Annotated in this window: 17 protein-coding genes; 6 read left to right on the forward strand and 11 right to left on the reverse strand. The window is 75.2% G+C overall.

The window, feature by feature from the left end:
• The first annotated feature begins 111 nt into the window (after positions 1 to 111).
• Entirely contained in the window at positions 112 to 2,592 is a 2,481-nt protein-coding gene (locus IE326_RS06525; protein ID WP_229915221.1) for a collagenase, read from the forward strand.
• A gap of 72 nt (positions 2,593 to 2,664) precedes the next feature.
• Here IE326_RS06525 and IE326_RS06530 read toward each other — a convergent pair whose 3' ends face one another.
• Both IE326_RS06530 and dapE read right to left on the reverse strand, forming a co-directional pair.
• Complete coding sequence (locus IE326_RS06530; protein ID WP_150231404.1) at positions 2,665 to 3,414, reverse strand: LOG family protein; 750 nt, start codon at positions 3,412 to 3,414, stop codon at positions 2,665 to 2,667.
• A 75-nt stretch (positions 3,415 to 3,489) separates the two neighbouring features.
• Positions 3,490 to 4,605 carry a succinyl-diaminopimelate desuccinylase gene (gene dapE / locus IE326_RS06535; RefSeq protein ID WP_150231402.1) on the reverse strand — a complete coding sequence of 372 codons (1,116 nt, stop codon included), beginning with the start codon at positions 4,603 to 4,605 and terminating at the stop codon, positions 3,490 to 3,492.
• Positions 4,606 to 4,643: 38 nt separating this feature from the next.
• Between dapE and IE326_RS06540 the strand changes: the two genes are divergently transcribed.
• Together IE326_RS06540 and IE326_RS06545 are read left to right on the forward strand one after the other, a co-directional pair.
• The gene (locus IE326_RS06540; RefSeq protein ID WP_444545372.1) at positions 4,644 to 5,540 is read left to right on the forward strand and encodes a VldE C-terminal domain-containing protein; all 897 of its coding nucleotides are present in this window, start codon (positions 4,644 to 4,646) and stop codon (positions 5,538 to 5,540) included.
• A gap of 445 nt (positions 5,541 to 5,985) precedes the next feature.
• Complete coding sequence (locus IE326_RS06545; RefSeq protein WP_150231397.1) at positions 5,986 to 6,435, forward strand: ATP-binding protein; 450 nt, start codon at positions 5,986 to 5,988, stop codon at positions 6,433 to 6,435.
• Between the two features lie 64 nt (positions 6,436 to 6,499).
• On the opposite strand, the gene IE326_RS06550 is transcribed toward IE326_RS06545, so the two are convergent.
• Entirely contained in the window at positions 6,500 to 7,597 is a 1,098-nt protein-coding gene (locus IE326_RS06550; RefSeq protein WP_150231395.1) for a bifunctional succinyldiaminopimelate transaminase/glutamate-prephenate aminotransferase, read from the reverse strand.
• A gap of 93 nt (positions 7,598 to 7,690) precedes the next feature.
• Positions 7,691 to 8,011, reverse strand: coding sequence for a ferredoxin (gene fdxA / locus IE326_RS06555; RefSeq protein ID WP_030747280.1), 321 nt, complete (start codon positions 8,009 to 8,011; stop codon positions 7,691 to 7,693).
• A gap of 112 nt (positions 8,012 to 8,123) precedes the next feature.
• Here fdxA and IE326_RS06560 point away from each other — a divergent pair, with 112 nt between their 5' ends.
• Positions 8,124 to 9,125 (forward strand): GNAT family N-acetyltransferase, encoded by a 1,002-nt coding sequence (locus IE326_RS06560; RefSeq protein WP_190041035.1) that lies wholly within the window; start codon positions 8,124 to 8,126, stop codon positions 9,123 to 9,125.
• A gap of 7 nt (positions 9,126 to 9,132) precedes the next feature.
• Positions 9,133 to 9,990 (forward strand): transglutaminase family protein, encoded by an 858-nt coding sequence (locus tag IE326_RS06565; protein WP_190041036.1) that lies wholly within the window; start codon positions 9,133 to 9,135, stop codon positions 9,988 to 9,990.
• Here the strand turns inward: IE326_RS06565 and IE326_RS06570 are convergent.
• From IE326_RS06570 to IE326_RS06595, 6 genes are all read right to left on the reverse strand, one after another.
• Positions 9,983 to 10,804, reverse strand: a complete 822-nt coding sequence (locus IE326_RS06570; protein ID WP_190041037.1) for an inositol monophosphatase family protein — start codon at positions 10,802 to 10,804, stop codon at positions 9,983 to 9,985. The two genes, IE326_RS06565 and IE326_RS06570, sit on opposite strands and share 8 nt — an antisense overlap.
• Before the next feature lie 23 nt (positions 10,805 to 10,827).
• Positions 10,828 to 11,190, reverse strand: a complete 363-nt coding sequence (locus IE326_RS06575; RefSeq protein ID WP_150231389.1) for a DUF1304 domain-containing protein — start codon at positions 11,188 to 11,190, stop codon at positions 10,828 to 10,830.
• A 233-nt stretch (positions 11,191 to 11,423) separates the two neighbouring features.
• Complete coding sequence (locus IE326_RS06580; RefSeq protein WP_190041038.1) at positions 11,424 to 13,637, reverse strand: peptidoglycan binding domain-containing protein; 2,214 nt, start codon at positions 13,635 to 13,637, stop codon at positions 11,424 to 11,426.
• A gap of 164 nt (positions 13,638 to 13,801) precedes the next feature.
• Entirely contained in the window at positions 13,802 to 14,176 is a 375-nt protein-coding gene (locus tag IE326_RS06585) for a DUF6113 family protein (protein ID WP_150231388.1), read from the reverse strand.
• Complete coding sequence (gene mshB / locus IE326_RS06590; RefSeq protein WP_190041039.1) at positions 14,173 to 15,174, reverse strand: N-acetyl-1-D-myo-inositol-2-amino-2-deoxy-alpha-D-glucopyranoside deacetylase; 1,002 nt, start codon at positions 15,172 to 15,174, stop codon at positions 14,173 to 14,175. The genes IE326_RS06585 and mshB overlap by 4 nt, the downstream gene beginning before the upstream one ends.
• Positions 15,175 to 15,215: 41 nt before the next feature.
• A complete protein-coding gene (locus IE326_RS06595) occupies positions 15,216 to 15,416 on the reverse strand; it encodes a hypothetical protein (protein ID WP_030747260.1) in 201 nt (66 codons plus the stop codon).
• A 214-nt stretch (positions 15,417 to 15,630) separates the two neighbouring features.
• Between IE326_RS06595 and IE326_RS06600 the strand changes: the two genes are divergently transcribed.
• Complete coding sequence (locus tag IE326_RS06600; protein WP_190041040.1) at positions 15,631 to 17,838, forward strand: S9 family peptidase; 2,208 nt, start codon at positions 15,631 to 15,633, stop codon at positions 17,836 to 17,838.
• Here IE326_RS06600 and IE326_RS06605 read toward each other — a convergent pair.
• The gene (locus tag IE326_RS06605; protein ID WP_190041041.1) at positions 17,814 to 18,752 is read right to left on the reverse strand and encodes a hypothetical protein; all 939 of its coding nucleotides are present in this window, start codon (positions 18,750 to 18,752) and stop codon (positions 17,814 to 17,816) included. The two genes, IE326_RS06600 and IE326_RS06605, sit on opposite strands and share 25 nt — an antisense overlap.
• Positions 18,753 to 18,843: the final 91 nt, after the last annotated feature.

Below are 18,843 nucleotides of genomic sequence, written 5' to 3' on the forward strand. Positions count from 1 at the left end.
CAATCCCCCACTGCGCGGCCCTTCCCCGCGGCCGCGCGAGGCCAGGAGGCCCAGGTGAAAACCGCCCGAATACCGGGACTGCCCCATCGCGCGAGGCTCTTGACCGCCGCCGTGACGTCCTGTCTGGTCCTCGGCGTGCTCGCCCCGCTGAGCCAGGCGGCCGCGGCGCCCGCACCCGCGCCCGCACCCGCTCCGGCCGCCGCGGCCCCCGCGCCGCAGCCCGCCAGCGTCACCGACCCGAAGGCACTGGAGACCCTGGAGGCCGACCGGGCCGCCGGGCGGGTGCCCGCCGCAGGGCGGCCGCCGGTCCTCGCCGCCCAGCGGCCCGTCGCCGAGAAGGCCGGCGCCTCCCGGTCCCTGACCGCCGCCGCCTGCGACGTCTCCGCCTTCACCGGCCGCACCGGCAGCGCCCTGGTCCAGCAGATCAAGACCTCCGACACGAGCTGCGTCAACAGCCTCTTCCTGCTGACCGGCGCCGACGCCCGGGGCGCCTTCCGCGAGGCCCAGATGGTGACCGTCGCCGACGCGCTGCGCGCCGACAGCGCCGCGTACCCCGGCGACAACAGCACCTCCGCCTACCAGCTGGTGCTCTTCCTCCGCGCCGGCTACTACGTCCAGTGGTACAACGCCTCGGACGTCGGCACCTACGGCCCGGCCCTGACCACCTCGATCCGGGGCGCCCTCGACGGCTTCTTCGGCAGCCCGCGCTCCCGCGACGTCACCGCCGCCAACGCGGGCATCCTCGGCGAGACCGTCACCCTGATCGACAGCGCCCAGGAGAACACCCGCTACCTCCCGGTCGTCAAGCGCCTCCTGACCGACTACGACGCCGCCCGCTACAACGCCGTCGCCGGCATGACCGCGGCCGTCAACAACGTCAACACCGTCCTCTTCCGCGGCCACCAGACCCCCGGCTTCGTCGCCGCCGTCGAGGCCGACCCGAGCATCCTCGACACGCTGGCCTCCTTCGCCGCCCGCAACAAGGCGCTCCTCGGCGGCGACCACGGCTACCTGCCGTACAACACCGCCCGCGAGCTCGGCCGCTTCCTCCAGCACGCGAGCCTGCGGAGCGGGCTCCAGCCGCGGCTGCGCGGGCTCGTCGACCAGAGCGCCCCGAGCGGGACCACCGCGTACCTCTTCGCCGCGGTCTCCGAGATGGTCGACGCCTACGACCCCACCCGCGCCGCCGACTACGGCACCGCCGACGCCGCCGCCCGGCTGCGCGCCGGGATCCTCGTCACCGGCCACGCGTGCAGCCCGTCCATCCGGATCCTGGCCCAGCAGGTGACCGCCGCGAACCTGACCGCCGCCTGCGACAGCCTCCTCGGGCAGGACGCGTACTTCCACTCCGTCGCCCGCGACCCGGGCCCCGTCGCCGACGACCACAACACCACCATCGAGGTCGTCGTCTTCGACAAGCGCTTCGACTACCAGGTCTTCGCCGCCGCGATCTACGGCATCAACACCGACAACGGCGGCATGTACCTGGAGGGGAACCCGGCCGTGCCGGGCAACCTGCCCCGCTTCCTCGCCTACGAGGACGCCCGCGTGCTGCCCGACTTCCAGGTGTGGAACCTGAACCACGAGTACACGCACTACCTCGACGGCCGCTACGACATGTACGGCGACTTCTACGCCGGCGTCTCCACCCCCACCATCTGGTGGATCGAGGGCTTCGCCGAGTACGTCTCCTACTCCTACCGGAACCTGACCTACGACGCGGCGGTCGCGGCCGCCGGACTGCACACGTACAAGCTGAGCACCCTCTTCGACACCACCTACGAGAACACGAACACCGAGCGCACCTACCGCTGGGGCTACCTCGCCGTGCGCTACATGCTGGAGAAGCACCGCGGCGACCTGGACGCCGTCCTCGCCGCGTACCGGAAGGGCGACTGGAACGGCGCCCGCACCCTCCTGAAGACCACCATCGGCACCCGCTACGACGCGGACTTCGACGCCTGGCTGACCGCCTGCGCCGCCGGGGCCTGCGCCACCGTCCCGCAGCCCGGCAACCAGGCCCCCACGGCCTCCTTCGACGCGGCCGTCAGCGGCCTGACCGCCTCCTTCACCGACACCTCCCGCGACGGCGACGGCACCGTCGTGAGCCGCGCCTGGGACTTCGGCGACGGCGCCACGTCGACCGCCGCGAACCCGGCCAGGACCTACGCCGCGGCCGGCACCTACACCGTGCGGCTCACCGTCACCGACGACAAGGGCGCCACGGCCACCACCACCCGCACCGTCTCCGTCGCGGCCCTGCCCGCGTGCACCGACCCCGACGTCCGCCGGCTCGACCGGAACTGCGTCCGCGGCGGCGTGGCGGCGACCACCGGGAACTACGCCTACCACTACCTCTGGGTGCCCGCCGGGACCCCGCGGCTCACGGTCACCACGACCGGCGCGAACGGCGACGCCGACCTGTACTACAACGCCTCCTCCTGGGCCACCACGAGCGCCTGGACCGCCCGCTCGCTCCGGACCGGCAGCGCCGAGACCCTGACCGTGGACAACCCGCCCGCCGGGTGGGTCTACGTCAGCCTGCACGCCAAGGAGGGCTTCACGGGGGCGACCGTCTCCGTCCAGTACTGAGCCCCGCCCCCGAGGACGGCGGTGCGGGCTCCGGATCCCGGAGCCCGCACCGTCCGGCCGGGAGGACGCCGCCTAGCGGGAGACCTCCTTGGTGACGAGCGCCACCGCCTCCTCCACGTCGTCCGTGACGTGGAAGAGGAGGAGGTCCTGCTCGGACGCCTTGCCTCCGGCGACGACCGTGTCCTTCAGCCAGTCGACGAGGCCCTTCCAGTACGCGCTGCCGAAGAGCACGATCGGGAAGCGGGTCACCTTGCGGGTCTGGACCAGGGTCAGCGCCTCGAAGAGCTCGTCGAGGGTGCCGAGGCCGCCGGGCAGGACCACGAAGCCCTGCGCGTACTTCACGAACATCGTCTTGCGGACGAAGAAGTAGCGGAAGTTCACGCCGATGTCGACGTGCTGGTTGAGCCCCTGCTCGAAGGGGAGCTCGATGCCGAGGCCGACCGAGACGCCCTTCGCCTCCCGGGCGCCCTTGTTGGCCGCCTCCATGGCGCCCGGGCCGCCGCCCGTGATCACCGCGAAGCCCGCCTCGACCAGCGCCCTGCCGATCCGCACGCCCGCCTCGTACTCGGGCGAGTCCGGCTTCGTGCGGGCCGAGCCGAAGACGCTGATCGCGCTCGGCAGTTCGGCCAGCGCGCCGAAGCCCTCCACGAACTCGGACTGGATGCGCATCACCCGCCAGGGGTCGGTGTGCACCCACTCCGAGTCGCCCTCGGTGTCGAGCAGCCGCTGGTCCGTGGTGCCGGGCTGGACCTGGTCCCTCCGCCTCAGCACCGGTCCGAGGCGCTGCTCCTCCGGCTTCGCCACTCCCTCGGGAATGCCCATGGCCTGCTCCCTCCGCCGTTCCACGATCTTTGCTGTCGGGCCAGCGTAGGACCACAGAGGTGACGAAACGCGAAATTACGGGAGACGGGCGGTCAGCCAGTCGCGGAGCCGTGCCTCGCAGTGGTGGATCCGGTCCACGTGCACGTGCTCGTCCCGCTTGTGCGCGTAGATCGGGTCGCCGGGGCCGTAGTTGACCGCGGGCACGCCGAGCGCGCTGAAACGGGAGACGTCGGTCCAGCCGAACTTGGGCATCGCGGTGCCGCCGACGGCCTTCATGAACGCCTCGGCCGCCGGGTGGGAGAGGCCGGGCAGCGCGCCGGGGCTCTCGTCGTCCACGACGAACTCGGCGACGTCGCAGTCGGCGAAGACCTCGCGGACGTGCGCCAGCGCCTCGGCCGGGGAGCGGTCGGGGGCGTAGCGGTAGTTGACCGTGACCGCGCAGGCGTCGGGGATGACGTTGGTGGCGACGCCGCCCTCGATCGCGACCGCGTTGAGGCCCTCGTGGTACTCCAGGCCGTCGATGACCGGCTTGCGCGGCTCGTAGGCGGCGAGCCGGGCGAGGATCGGGGCGGCGGTGTGGATGGCGTTGGAGCCCATCCAGGAGCGGGCGGAGTGGGCGCGCTCGCCGGCCGTGCGCAGGATGACGCGGAGCGTGCCCTGGCAGCCGCCCTCGACCTGGCCGTCGGAGGGCTCCAGGAGGACGGCGAAGTCGCCCTCCAGCCACTCGGGGTGGGCGGCGGCGATCTTCCCGAGGCCGTTGAGGTCGGCGGCGACCTCCTCGTTGTCGTAGAAGACGAAGGTGAGGTCGCGGTTGGGCTCGGGCACGGTCGCGGCGATCCGGAGCTGGACGGCGACGCCGGACTTCATGTCGGAGGTGCCGCAGCCCCACAGGACGCCGTCCTCGTCGAGCCGGGAGGGCACGTTGTCGGCGATCGGCACGGTGTCGATGTGGCCGGCGAGGACGACCCGCTCGGCGCGGCCGAGGTCCGTCCGGGCGACGACGTTGTTGCCGTAGCGGTCGACGGTGAGGTGGGGCAGGGCCCGCAGGGCCCGCTCGACGGCGTCGGCGAGCGGCTTCTCGGTCCCGCTGACGGACGCGAAGTCGACGAGGGCGGCGGTGAGGGCGGCCCCGTCCCGGGTGAGGTCGAGCGGGGTCTCCTGAGCAGTCTCCTGCGGGGTGATGTCAGCCATATGCCGACCCTAACCCGGCCTCCAGTACGGTGGGCCCCGTGTCCGACTCCACCCGCCCCGCCCGTCGCGGCCGTCTCGCCCGTTCGGCCGCCGGTCTCGCCGTCCTGTGCGCCCTCGCGTCGTACATCGCCGTCCATCAGGTGACCGGCAGCAAGGGCGCTCCCCGGTGCGCCGTGGGCGGCGGGGACCAGCGGTACGAGTTCACCCCCGACCAGGCGTCGAACGCGGCGACGATCGCGGCGGTGGGCTCGGCCCGGGGACTGCCGGAGCGGGCCGTGACGATCGCGCTGGCGACCGCGCTCCAGGAGTCGGCGCTGCGGAACATCGAGCACGGCGACCGGGACTCGCTCGGCCTCTTCCAGCAGCGGCCGTCGATGGGCTGGGGCACGCCGGAGCAGATCATGGACCCGGTGTACGCGGCGGAGAAGTTCTACGAGGGCCTGGAGAAGGTCCCGGGCTATTCGCGGATGCCGCTGACGGTGGCGGCGCAGAAGGTCCAGAAGAGCGGCTTCCCGCAGGCGTACGCCAAGCACGAGCCGGACGCGGCGCTGCTGTCGGCCGCGCTCACCGGCCGGACGCCGGCCGGACTGACGTGCACGGCGGACGTGCGGGAGGGCCGCCCCGGCGACCCCGCCGTCGTCCGTGCGGAGCTGGTGCGGGCCTTCGGCGACGCGGCGGCCCCCACCTCCGTCTCCGGCGGCGCCAGCGCGGGCCGCTCGGCCGCCGAGCCGGCCGTGCTCGTGGTGCCCGCCGGGGACACGGAGCGGCGCGGCTGGGAGCTGGCCCAGTGGGCGGTGGCCCGGGCGGACACGCTGCGGGTCGCGGAGGTCGCGTACGGGGGGAAGGTCTGGCGCGCGGACGACTCGGGCGGCGGCTGGGAGGACGCCTCCGCCGGGCAGGACACCTCCTCGGTGCGGCTCCGGCTCGCCCGTTGAGGTCTTCGGCCGAGCCCTGACGGCGCCTGCCGCCGCGTCCCGACGGCGTCTCCCCGAGCCCTGACGGCGCCCGCCGTCCGGGCCCCGGCGGTGTCTCGACCTCCTCCCGCCCGCCCCCCAGGGGCCTCACGGGCGCTTTTCGCGCGCCCTCGGAGAGGTGGACTGGCGTGCGAGGGGGTCGCCCGGAGCGGGGGAACGGCCGGGGCGGGAGCCCGCTCGCGCGCCGGGGCGCGCGCGGGGCTCGGGACGCTTGGGGCGCAAGGGGAGTGACGGTTCGGCAGACCGCTCCGGGAGGCGTCGTTCGTCCGCTTTCCTCCCCACCCGACAATACGACGCATTGCCCACCCTTTACCTTCGGCGCCCGCAACCTCCCCCGCCCCCGGCTCGGTTGTGCAGCCCGCAAAGGCAAGAAGCGCCACCACCGTTTCCCCGTCGAAGGAGCACCATGTCCCTCCCCCTGACCCGTCGGATCGCCCGTGCCGCCCTGATCGTCGCGGCCGGCGCAGCCCCCGTGGTGGTCGGTGCGGCCGGTTCCGCGAGCGCCCTGGACAGCCTCGCGCCGACCGGCGCACTCGGCGGCCTGACCGCGCTCGACGCCGCCGACGCGGGCAGTGCCGTCGACGGTGCCGCGCAGACCACCACCAAGGTCGCCGGGGCGACCGGCGGCGAGGCCGTGGGCACCGCCGTCCCGGCCGCCGGCAAGGCCGTGGGCGCGGCCGGCAAGACGGCCACCCCGGCCGCCCAGAAGATCGCGGGCGAGACCGCGGGCGGCGCGGGCAGCGCCCTGGGCCAGACGGCCGGCGCGGCGGCCGAGAGCGCCGGCAACACCCCGGCGGGCGGCGCCCTGGGCGGCACCCCGGCGGGCTCGATGCTCGGCGGCCTGCCGATCGGCTGACCCCCGGCAGGTACGCGGAAGGGCCCCCGGAAACCCGGGGGCCCTTCCGCACGTGCGGGGGCGGTCAGTCGCCGAGGCGCTTGACCGCCGCCTCGACGCGCTCGTCCGTCGCCGTGAAGGCCACCCGCACGAAGCGGGCACCCGCCTCGCCGTAGAAGTCGCCCGGGGCCACCAGGACGCCCTTCTCCGCCAGGTACGCCACCGTGTCCCAGCAGGGCTCGTCGCGGGTCGCCCACAGGTAGAGGCTCGCCTCGGAGTGCTCGATGCGGAAGCCGTGGGCCTCCAGGGCCGCCTTCAGGGCGGCGCGCCGGGCCGCGTACCGCTCGCGCTGCTCGGCGACGTGCGCGTCGTCGCCGAGGGCGGCCACGGTGGCGGCCTGGACCGGCGCCGCGGTCATCATGCCGCCGTGCTTGCGGATCTGGAGCAGCTCGCCGAGGACGGCCGCGTCACCGGCGACGAACGCCGCGCGGTAGCCCGCCAGGTTGGAGCGCTTGGAGAGCGAGTGGACGGCGACGATCCCCTCGTACGAGCCGCCGCAGACGTCCGGGTGCAGGACCGACACCGGGTCGGCCTCCCAGCCCAGTTCGAGGTAGCACTCGTCGGAGAAGACGAGGACGCCGTGCTCGCGGGCCCAGGCCACGATCCGGGTCAGCTCCTCCTTCGGCAGGACCCGGCCCGTGGGGTTCGACGGGGAGTTGAGCCACAGCAGCTTCAGGCCGGCCGGGTCGAGCTCGGTCGGGTCGTCGTAGACGACCGCCTCCGCGCCACAGAGCCGCGCGCCGACCTCGTACGTCGGGTAGGCGAGCCGCGGGTAGGCCACCTTGTCGCCGGCGCCGAGGCCCAGCTGGGTCGGCAGCCAGGCGACGAGTTCCTTGGAGCCGACCACGGGCAGCACGTTCTCGTGGGCGAAGCCGGTCGCGCCGAGGCGCCGCCCGCACCAGTCGGTGAGCGCGTCGCGCAGCGCCGGCGTGCCCCAGACCGTCGGATAGCCCGGCGAGTCCGCCGCGGCCACCAGGGCCTCCTGGATCAGCGCGGGAACCGGGTCGACCGGCGTGCCGACCGACAGGTCCACGATCCCGTCCGGGTGCGCCAGGGCCGTCTTCTTGTACGGCTCCAGCTTGTCCCAGGGGAAGACGGGCAGGCGCGAAGAGACTGCGCTCACGGGTGGCTCTCACTTCCTCGGTACGTACGTGATGCGCGTCGGTCCCGCACGGCGGTGGGGCCGTGCGGGACCGAGAGCGGGTGCAACGAAAGATCAGCCGTTCTGCGGCGGCAGGGCGGCGATGAAGGGGTGGTCGCGGTCGATCTCACCGAGCTTGGAAGCGCCACCGGGCGAACCCAGGTCGTCGAAGAACTCGACGTTCGCCTTGTAGTAGTCCTTCCACTCCTCCGGGGTGTCGTCCTCGTAGAAGATCGCCTCGACCGGACACACCGGCTCGCAGGCTCCACAGTCGACGCACTCGTCCGGGTGGATGTAGAGAGATCGCTTGCCCTCGTAGATGCAGTCGACGGGGCACTCCTCGATGCAAGCCTTGTCCTTGACGTCGACACAAGGCTGCGCGATGACGTAGGTCACGCTGTCGTTCCTCCTCGGTAGGGCTGGTCTGCGCGGGAGCGCGGTGTCGTCGATGCCCGCACCTAGTATCTCCGTTCTTGGGGGCGATCCGAACAGGAGGGGCGGAGAAGCTGTGGAATTCACCGGCGGAGAACGGCTTGAGACGCGTATTACCAGCGCTGACGTGGGAAAACGTGTCTCCGTTCGGTATGTGACGGACTCCGCCGCGGCGGGTGGGCGATTCACCGACGCGGTCGGGGTGCTCACATCCTGGGACGGGGGTGTGGTCACGATCACACGAAAGAGCGGCGAGACCGTCCGGATCGCGGAACTCCGCCTGGTGGCGGGCAAGGTCGTCCCCCCGGCCCCCGCCCGCCGCAGGGGCCCCGCGGCCACCTTCCCGGAGCTCTCCCGGGCCGCCGCGCGCGCGTGGCAGCCGGTGGAGAGCGAGGCGCTCGGAGAGTGGACCCTGCGGGCCGCCGGCGGATTCACCCGCCGGGCCAACTCGGTGCTCCCCGCGGGCGATCCGGGGCTGCCCGTCGCCGAGGCCCTGGAGATGGCGCGGGAGTGGTACGCGGACCGGAAGCTGCCCGCGTACGTGCAGACCGCCACCGGCGCCGAGGGCACCCAGGAACTGCTCTGCGCGGAGCTCGAACGGCTCGGCTGGCGGCCCGAGGTCACCGCCGAGCTGCGGATCGCCGCGCTCGCGCCGCTCGCCGACCGGGAGCCCGGCCCGGTGGAGGTCCGGCTCTCGCGGGACCCCGACGAGCCGTGGATGCGGCGCTACCAGCGCTTCGCCGGCGAGGGCCCGGCCGTGCGGCACGTCCTCACCGCCGGGCCGAGCGTGTGGTTCGCGTCCGTGGCGGGCACGGGAGAGGTGCCGGCGGCCATCGGCCGCTGCGTCGTCGACGGCCGCTGGGCCGGTTTCATGGCGGTGGAGGTCGACCCCGCGCAGCGGCGCCGGGGCCTCGCCACCGCCGTCATGACCGCCCTCGCCCGGCGGGCCCTCGACGAGGGCGCGTCGGCGGCCTGGCTCCAGGTCGAGTCGGACAACGACGGCGCGCGGGCCATGTACGAGCGGATGGGCTTCGCGGTGCACCATCACTACCAGCACTACCGGCAGGCGGAGGCGTGAGCGAGGCGTGAGCGCGGAGGACCCCCTGAAACGACCGTCCGACGAGCCGCCCGACCGGCGGCGGGAGTTCGCGGAGGAGGCGCGGGCCGAGCGGCCCGACCTCGCCCGGCTCTGTCTGCTCGTCTGTGCCGTGGCCGATCCCTCCGTCACCGAGCACGACCTGGTCGAGGCCGAGGTCGAACTCGACCGGCTCGCCGGGCTCGTCCCGTACGGCACCCGTTTCACCGGCGCCTGGAAGGCCGAGCTGACCGCGCTCCTGAGCGGCCGCGAGGGCTTCGTGGGCGTCCCCGCGGACTACCAGCGCCTGGAGTCCTCCCTCCTCCACGAGGTGCTGCGCAGGCGCCGGGGGCTGCCGATCCTGCTGTCCGTGGTGTGGCTGGAGGTCGCCCGCCGGGCCGGCGCCCCCGTCTACGGGCTCGGCCTGCCCGGCCACTTCGTCGTCGGCTTCGGCGACCCGGCCGACCTCGACCTCGCCGACCCCTTCGCGGGCGGCCGTCCGATGACCGCCGAGGACGCCGAACTGCTGGTGGCGAGCGCGACCGGCGAGGCCCTGGACCGCTCGATGCTGCGGCCCGCCGAACCGGGCGCGATCGTGCTGCGGATCCTCGGCAACATCCGGGCCTGGGCGGCGGCCCGGCCCGAACGCTCCGACGTGGCCCTGTGGGCGGTCGACCTGGCCCTGCTGCTCCCCTCCCACCCGGCCCGCCTCCGCTACGAGCGGGCCGAACTCCTGGTCCGGCGCGGCGACTTCCTCACCGGCGCGGCGGAGATGGAGGCGTACGCCCGGATCATGGACGCGGTGGACCCGGAGTCCGCCGCCACCATCCGCCGGCAGGCCCGGGCGGCGCGGGCCCTGCTCAACTAGGCGGTGCCTCCCGGAGCGCGCCCGGCAGGGAGCGGATCATCGCCATCAGACGGGCGTGGGTGGCGGCGTCGGCGGCGGCGAGCAGGCCGCGGGCGCCGGGCTCGCCCGCCGGGGTGCCGTCGAGGCCGGTGACGACGCAGCCGGCGGCCCGGCACAGGGCGATCCCGGCGGCGAAGTGGACGCTGCCGGAGAGGTCGCCGCCGTCGGTGACGTACGCGGCCCGCTTCCCCGCCGCGACCCAGGCGAGGGCGAGCGTCGTGGACACCACGCGCGGCCGGAACCCGGCGACGAAGTCCGGGTGGGCGAGCAGCTCGACGGCGCGGAAGCCGGGGGCGCCGGGGAACGGCGGGTCGAGGTTCACGTCGACGAGGCCGGTGGCGGCGGTGGGGGCCAGCGGCGCGCCGTCCTCGCCCCACGCGGTCGTCCCGTCGGTGCGGTACACCTCGCCGGTCTCGCCCGCGAACGGGTCGGCCACGGCCGCCGCCCCGCCGGGCAGGGCCACGTTGACGGCGACGAGCTTGTTCCCGACGGCGTAGTTCAGGGTGCCGCAGAGGGGGTCGACGAGCCACCGGCGACGGGCCCCGTCCGCGCCCTGCTCGCCGCCCTCCTCGCCGAGGACGGCGTCGTCGGGGCGGGCCGCGCGCAGCACGTCGAGGACGGCCCGCTCGGCGGCCAGGTCGGCGGCGGTGGCGAAGTCGCCCGCGCCCTTGTCGACCCGGTCGAGGTCCTGTCCGTACAGGCCGCGCACGACCTCGGCGCCGGCCCGGGCGGCGGCCGCCGCGGCCTCGGCGTCGGAGAGCTCCTGGATGATCATGGGGGCGAGGGTACGCGGAGGGCTCAGCCCGCGACGATCACGGCGGAGAGGGCGAGGGCGCCGGGGAGGGCCTGGGCGTAGAGGATGCGCCGGTTGGCGGTGGCGGCTCCGTAGAGGCCGGCGACGACCACGCACGACAGGAAGAAGACCCGCACCCGGAAGCCGAAGGGGTCGCCGGCGATCAGCCCCCAGACGAGCCCGGCGGCCAGGAAGCCGTTGTAGAGCCCCTGGTTGGCCGCCATGGCGGCGGTCTCGCGGGCGAGGCGGGCGTCGAACCCGGAGAACCGGCGCCCGGTCTCCTTCTCCCACAGGAACATCTCCATCACGAGGATGTAGGCGTGGAGGAGCGCGATGAGGGCGACGAGGATGTCGGCGGTCAGCGGCATGGGCCCATTGTGGGCGGCGGGACGGCGACGGGGGCGGTACGACGCGGACGGGGGCACGGCGCGGGCCGCGGCGGCACGGACGGGAACGGTGCGGGCCGGGGCGGCACGGACGGGAACGGTGCGGGCCGGGGGCGGCGCGGGCCGGGGCCGTACGGGCCGGGTCGGGCGTACGGGTCGGCCCCCGGGCTCGGGGAGCTCGGGGGCCGGCGCGGGGGGGCTCGGGGCGGCGGGGGTCAGCCGTTGCCTTCGAGGTCGATCGTGGCGGTGCGCTCCGCCTTGCTCTTGCCGCGCAGGGCGTCGCGCATGACGAAGGCGACCTCGTCGGCGGAGACCTCGTGCTTGCTGCCGTCGCCCTTGGTCACCATGACGCCCTTGAAGGTGTTCTCCATGAGGCGGGTGATCGCCTCCTTGTCGTAGACCTCCACCAGGTGGCCGTCGACGGCCTTCATGGAGAGGATCTGCGGCAGCGAGCGGGCCGGGCCGAAGTCGATGGCCTTGCCGCCCGCCCGGACGGTGATCCGGCCGGACATGGCGGGCTCGGCGAACTCCTTCATCGCCCGGTCCAGTTCGGCCTTGGTGACCGTGGGGTTGCGGACGCTGACCGGGAGTTCGACGACCTTGGTCACGCCGGTCTCGACCTGGGCGCGGAAGGCGTCCTTGACGGAGATCATCGAGCGCTGGACGTCGAGGCCCTTGCCGGGCTTGCCCTCGACGGCGGTGACCTTGTTCGGGGCGAAGAGGATCGTCGCCTCGGTCGCCGAGGAGGAGCTGCCCGCGAGGTCCCGCAGGGCGACGGCGAGCTTCTCGTCGTCGACCGGGAAGACCGGCTTGGCGACGCGCTCCCCGCCGAAGAGGGAGCCGATCACCGAGACGGGGTTGTAGTCGCTGCCCGCGGCTCCCCGGACGGTCTCCTGGCTGTCCAGGGCGAGTCCGGCCTTGTCGGGGGCGAGTTGGACCTTGCGGCCGCCCACGGAGAGCTGGAGCGGGGTCGCGGCACGCTTGCCGAGGCTCGCCTCCAGCTTGTTGACGGCCTCCTCCTTGGTGCCGCCGCCGATGTCGACGCCGAGGACGGTGGTGCCCTTGGGGACGTCGGAGTGGTTGAGGAGGAGTCCGGCGCAGTAGGCGACGCCGACGAGGCCGACGACGCCGACGGCGGCGAGGACCAGCTTGGAGCGGCCCTTCTTGGCCGGGGCGGGCGCGGGCTTCGGGGCGGGCTTCGCCGCGGGGGCGGGCGCGGGCCTGGGGGCCTGCTCCTGGCGGCCGGGGCGGGGCTCCGCCGCCGGGCCTCCGGCGCGCGGCCCGGGACCGGGCCGGCCGGCGGCCGGGGGCACGACCGGGATGCCGCTCGTGAGCGTGTCGCCGGACACCTGGCCGCCGGGGCCGCCGGCGCCCGGACGGCCCTGGGCGGGCGCGGGGGCGGGCTGCTGGGGCGTCAGGACGGCGGTGTCGTCGGACATCCGGGGCGCGCCGCCGGGCCCGTACGGACCGGGGCCGCCGGGCGCGGCCGGGGCGCCCGCGGCCGGGCCGGTGGGGCGCCGGGGCATGGCGGGGCGCCGGGGCGCGCCGCCGCCGAGGTCGGCGATGCCGCTGGCCGGGCCCGTGGTCGGACCGGTGGGCTGGCCGTCGTACCGGGGGGTGCCCTGGGCGGGCGTCCCGTCGTACGCCGGGGTGCCGCCGGCGGGGGTCCCGTCGTACAGGGGGGTGCCGCCGGCCGGGGTCCCCTCGTACGCCGGGGCGTCGCCGGGGCGGGGGCCGTCGTAGAGGGGGACTCCGGCGGCGGGGGTGCCGTCGTAGCCGGGGAGGGTGCCGGTGTCGTACAGCGGGTTGCTGACGGGGTGGCTGGAGGGCGCGGAGCCGACCGTGGGCACGCCGGCGGTCGCGGAGCCCGCGAAGCCGGTGCCGGGCGTCTGCGGGCCGCCGAGGGCCTTCGGGGCGGGCGCGGGGGCCGCGGGGGCGCCGGGGCCCGCCGCGGGCGCGGCGGGGGCCTGGGGGGCCGCCGGGGCGCCGTTCTTGCGCGGCGCGAACCAGTCGCTGGTCTCCTTGGCCCTGGGGGCCTCGGCGGCGGCCTGCGGCGGCTCGGGCGCGACCGGCGCGGGGGCCGGTTCGGGCGCGGGCTCGGGGGCCGGCGCGGGCCTCTCCGGCTCGGGCGCGACCGGCGCGGCGGTCTCGTCGGCCGCTCCTGCGACGGGCTTGCGGACCACGACCGGCGGGATCGGCCGCGAACCCGGAATGTTGATGCGGATCCGGGTCGTCAGGGTGGTCTCGGTCTTCGGCTCCTCCGGCGGCGCGGGCGCGGCGGGGGCCTCGTCCGGCGCGTCCTGCGCCGGATGGAGCGAGGGGTACTGGCGGGATCCGTACGGCTGGGTTCCCGACGGGTAGGCGGCCCCGCCGCGCCCCTGGGGGCTGGGGGACGAGCTGTCGGTCTCTCGACCAGTTTCACGACTCAAAGCAGGATCTCCCGGTTGGCTCCGCCGCCCGCTCTTGCTGATGCTCGTACTGTCCCGGGCGGTTCGGCGGCGCGCACCACCATACTGTCCGGCGCCGCCGGTTATCCGCCCGGTGGGAACTCCGGCCGCTCACGGGGGATACGCGGCGCGGCCTGCGGAGTGTTCTAGGAGGAGCCCTGCGGGAGCCTGCTGACGGTGGTGCAGATCACAGCGGCCCCCATGCCGCCGAAGAGGAAGAGCAGCTCGCCGATGCCGCCGCCGAAGAGTCCGTCGCCCTCGGGGCGGCCGAGGCTCAGCACGATGACGGCGACGAGCCAGCCGCCGGCGGGGGCGGCGAGGCCGAGCTGGTTGCCGGTGGCGCGCATGCCGCCGTAGAAGAGGGCGGCGGTGGCGAGGAGGGCGAGGAGCAGGCCGAGGGGGAACCAGGCGGCCTGGACGAGGGCGCCCGCGGTGCCCACGAGGGCGCCGAGGACGAGGAGTCCGGCGTAGAGGGCGTACCGGACGGCGGGGGCGGGCGCGGACGCGGGTGCGGTGCTCATCGGGCGGTCGCCCCGCCTTCCGCGGCGAGCCCGGCGGATCCGGCGGATTCATCCGATCTGCCGGATGCGGCGGATTCGGTGGATTCGGTGGATTCCAGGGAGAGTCCGGCGAAGAGGTCGGTCTCGCGCTCGCCCGCCGGGGCGCCGGAGGTGCCGTGGACGAGTTCGTAGTACTCGGTGGTGAAGAGGGGCTGGCCGAGGTCGTTGGAGAGGGCGAACCAGGGGCCGTCGACGGCTACCTGGGTGGCGTGGGCGGCCATGGCGGCGCTCTTGCGGGCCGCGTACGAGCCCGCGTCGGCGAGGTCGCCGCCGTCGATCTCGGCGGTGATCCGGTCCTCGGCGACGACGCCGGGCACGTCCTCGACGGCGGCGTCCTCCGGGAAGGCAGAGCCCTCGGCGGCGAGGCGGGCGAAACCGGCCTCGGCGACGGGCCGGGGCACCCGGTTCCAGTAGATCTTGGCGATGGCGTGGGCGGGGCCGAGGTCGGGGCGGTGGCCGGGGTCGGCGGCGAGCTCGGCGGCGCGCATGGCGACGCGGTGGGCCTGGATGTGGTCCGGGTGGCCGTAGCCGCCGTCGGGGTCGTAGGTGACGAGGACCTGCGGGCGGACCTCGCGGACGATCGCGACGAGCGGTGCGGCGGCGGTGTCGACGTCGGTGTTCCAGAAGGCGTTCTCGCGCTCGTTCTGGGGGACGCCCATCATGCCGGAGTCGCGGAACCGGCCCTCGCCGCCGAGGAAGCGGTGGTCGGTGACGCCGAGGGCGGCCATGGCGTCGGCGAGCTCTCCCACGCGGTGGGGGCCCAGCCGGTCCTCGCGGTCGGGGGCCAGATGGGCGAGGCCGGGCGGGATGACCTCGCCCTCCTCGCCCAGGGTGCAGGTGACCAGGGTGACAAGGGCGCCTTCGGCCGCGTACCGGGCCATGGTGGCGCCGTTGTTGATCGACTCGTCGTCGGGGTGCGCGTGCACGAGGAGCAGACGACGGGCGGGGAGATCGGTCATGGCCCCACCCTACGAGGCGGGGCCGCCGGCAACCGCCCGGGTCAGAACTTGAGTCCGGCGATCATGCTCGACACGTTGGTGGTGAGGGTGGAGATGGAGTCCGCGAGGGAGGAGCTGGCGAGGTAGAAGCCGAGGAGCGCGCAGATCGCCGCGTGCCCGGCCTTGAGTCCGGACTTCCGGATCAGCAGGAAGACGACGATCGCCAGCAGCACCACCGCAGAGATGGAGAGCGAGGTTGTCACAGTGGTTCACCTCCACCTTCGGTCGGATGGTTCGGTCACGGGGTCGGGCGGTTGTTCCAGCGGCGCGGTCCCCGGGCACGTGCCCGCGGTCCGCACGCCGGTGCATACCCACGAAGGGGTACCCACCAAGCGCTACGGATCATAACTATCCGTACCCGCGCATTGATCGGCGTACAGGCGCGCGAGGGGCGCGCACAGCGCTACTTTCAGCCTTATGACCATGCCTCAGGAGTACGCGTCCGCCCCTTCCGAGGGGCTTTCCTTCCCCCGACTCCACGCCAGGACCCAGCGGTTCGGGCTGGGCGTCCCGCGCGGTTTCACGGTCTCGCCCGACGGCGAGCGGATCGTCTTCGTGCGCTCCGGTTCGGGCACGGACCGGACGCACCGGCTGTGGGTGCTGGACCTGCCGGCGGACGGCGGCGAGCCGGCGGAGCGGGTCGTCGCGGAGCCGTCCGCGCTGCTCGCGGGGGCGGAGGAGGAGTTGTCGCCCGAGGAGCGGGCCCGGCGGGAGCGCAGCCGGGAGGGTTCCTCGGGGATCGTGGGCTACGCGGTGGACGCGTCGGTGGAGCTGGCGGCGTTCGCCCTGTCCGGACGGCTGTTCACGGTCGGTCTCAAAGCCGGAGGGGCGGCCGGGAAGGGCGGGGAGGCGCGGGAGCTGCCGGTGCCGGGGCCGGTGCTCGACCCGCGCCCCTCGCCGGACGGACGATGGGTGGCGTATGTGACGGACGGCACACTCCGGGTGGTCGGAGCGGACGGTTCCGGAGACGTGGAACTGGCGGTTCCGGAGGACCCGGACACCTCCTACGGATTGGCCGAATTCATCGCCTCCGAGGAGATGGGCCGGGACCGCGGATTCTGGTGGTCGCCCGCCTCGGACCGGCTCCTGGTGGCCCGCGCGGACGACCGCGCGGTGCGCCGCTGGTTCATCGCGGACCCGGCGCACCCGGACCGGGAGCCGCAGCGGGTGGCGTACCCGGCGGCGGGCACCCCCGACGCGGAGGTGCGGCTCTTCCTGTACGGGATCGACGGGACCCGCACCGAGGTGGTGTGGGACCGCGGGCGGTTCCCCTACCTCGCCCGCGCGCACTGGTCGGGGGCGGACGCGCCGCTGCTGTTCGTGCAGGCCAGGGACCAGCGGAGCGGGCTGGTGCTCGCGGTGGACCCGGAGACGGGCGCGACGGCGGCCGTGCGGACCGAGGAGGACCCGGCCTGGGTGGAGCTGCTGCCGGGGGTGCCGTGCTGGTCCCCGGACGGGCGGCTCGTGCGGATCGGCGACGAGAACGGGGCGCGGGCGCTGACCGTCGGCGACGAGCGGCTGACGGACGCGGCGCTGCACGTGCGGGCGGTCCTCGACGCGGGCCCGGACGACATCCTGGTGTCCGCGTCGGCGGGCGCGGCGGCGGCGGACCCGGAGACCGGCGAGACGCACGTCTACCGGGTGTCGGCGCGGGGCGCGGAGCGGGTCTCGGAGGGCGCGGGCTGGCACGGGGCGGTGCGCTCGGGCGCGGTGACCGTGCTCGTGTCCTCGCGGCCGGGGACGCCGGGCCCGGTGGCGCGGGTGCTGCGGGACGGGCGGGAGGTGGCGGTGGTGGCCTCGTACGCGGCCGAACCGCCGCTGCGGGCGCGGCCGGTGTTCACCGAGGCGGGTGAGCGGCGGATCCCCTGCGCGGTGCTGCTGCCGTCCTGGTACGAGGAGGGGCACGGGCCGCTGCCGGTGCTGATGGATCCGTACGGCGGCCCGCACGGGCCCCGGGTGGTCGCGGCGCACAACGCGCACCTGACCTCGCAGTGGTTCGCCGAGCAGGGCTTCGCGGTGGTGGTGGCGGACGGCCGGGGGACCCCGTGGCGATCCCCCGCGTGGGAGAAGGCGGTGCTGCGGGACTTCTCGGTGGCGCTGGAGGACCAGGTGGCGGCGGTCCGGGCGCTCGCGGAGCGGTTCCCGCTGGACCTGTCGCGGGTGGCGGTGCGGGGCTGGTCGTTCGGCGGCTATCTGGCGGGCCTCGCGGTGCTGCGGCGGCCGGACGTCTTCCACGCGGCGGTGGTGGGGGCGCCGGTGACGGACTGGCGGCTGTACGACACCCACTACACCGAGCGGTACCTGGGCACGCCGGAGGCGGATCCGGAGGTGTACGCGGCGCAGTCGCTGCTCACCGACGACGGCCTGTCGGCGCCCGCGGAGCCGGCCCGGCCGATGATGGTCGTGCACGGGCTCGCGGATGACAACGTGGTCGTGGCGCACGCGCTGCGGCTGTCGTCGGCGCTGCTCGCGGCGGGCCGCCCGCACGAGGTGCTGCCGCTGTCGGGGGTGACGCACATGACCCCGCAGGAGCAGGTGGCGGAGAACCTGCTGCTGCTCCAGGTCGACTTCCTGAAGCGGTCGCTGGGCGGCTTCCCGGGTCACCAGCCGGGCGGGCGCGGATAGGGCGGGGCCGGGGCCGCCGCCGGGGACCGGAGGGCGGGCGCGGGGTCGGGGGCGCCGCGTCCGGCCAGCAGGAGGAGGACGGCGGCCCCGGCGAGCACCCCGTAGAGGGTGGTGGCGAGGGCGGGGAGGTCCAGCTCCGGGGCCACGACGTACCGGACGTCGGGGTGGAGGTGGAGGCGGGCGAGGCGGGCGGCCTCGGCGAGGCCGGTGCCGAGGAGGAGACCGCCGGCGAGGAGGCCGAGGGGGCGGGTGTGGCGGGCCGCGGCGAAGGCGGAGGCGGCGGCGGTCAGGTGGAGGCCGGTGAGGACGAGGGCGAGCCAGCCGGGCGGCACGCCGAGGGCGGCGCCGGGGACGGACCGGCCGCCGGTGAAGCGGTCGACGGCGAAGCGGGGGGCGAGTTCGGCCGCCCAGCGGAGCTCCCAGGCCAGCAGGACGAGGCCGGCGACGGCGAGCAGGGCGCCCGCGGCGGCGGCCTGCCCGGGGCGCGGCCGGGTGGGGGTGCGCTCGCCGGGCCCCGCGGGCGGGCGGCGGCCGGCGAGCGCGGTGGTGAGGAGGCCCGCGGCGAGGGCGAGTTCGAGCAGAGCGGTGACGAGCGGCCCGGTGCCGTGGGTCCACAGGCCGGGGAGCCGTACGGCGAGGGTGACGGCACCGGTGGCGGCGAGCGCGCCCGCGGCGTGCCGGGAGCGGAGGGCGGCGACGACGGTGCCGGTGGCGGCGAGGCAGAGGAGCGGGTCGAGCAGGGTGGTGGCCGCCCGGACGCGGCCGGTCCCGAAGCGGCTGCCGGTCCAGGACCAGAACAGCTCCGCCGGCGAGCCGAGGGCCGCGAGGTCGCACAGGACCCAGGTGAAGGGGACGAGGGCGAGCCCGGCGGCGAGCGCGGCCCCGAGGAGGCGCGCCGGTCGTGTCAGAGTCACGGGGCCGATACTCACGGTCAGGCGCGGCCGAAACAAGCGGTTCCGCCGTACCGCCGGGGCGGAGGTGACGGAGTAACGGCCGGCGGGGCCC

The sequence above is a fragment of the Streptomyces filamentosus genome (assembly GCF_014654895.1).
Lineage (GTDB): Bacteria > Actinomycetota > Actinomycetes > Streptomycetales > Streptomycetaceae > Streptomyces > Streptomyces filamentosus.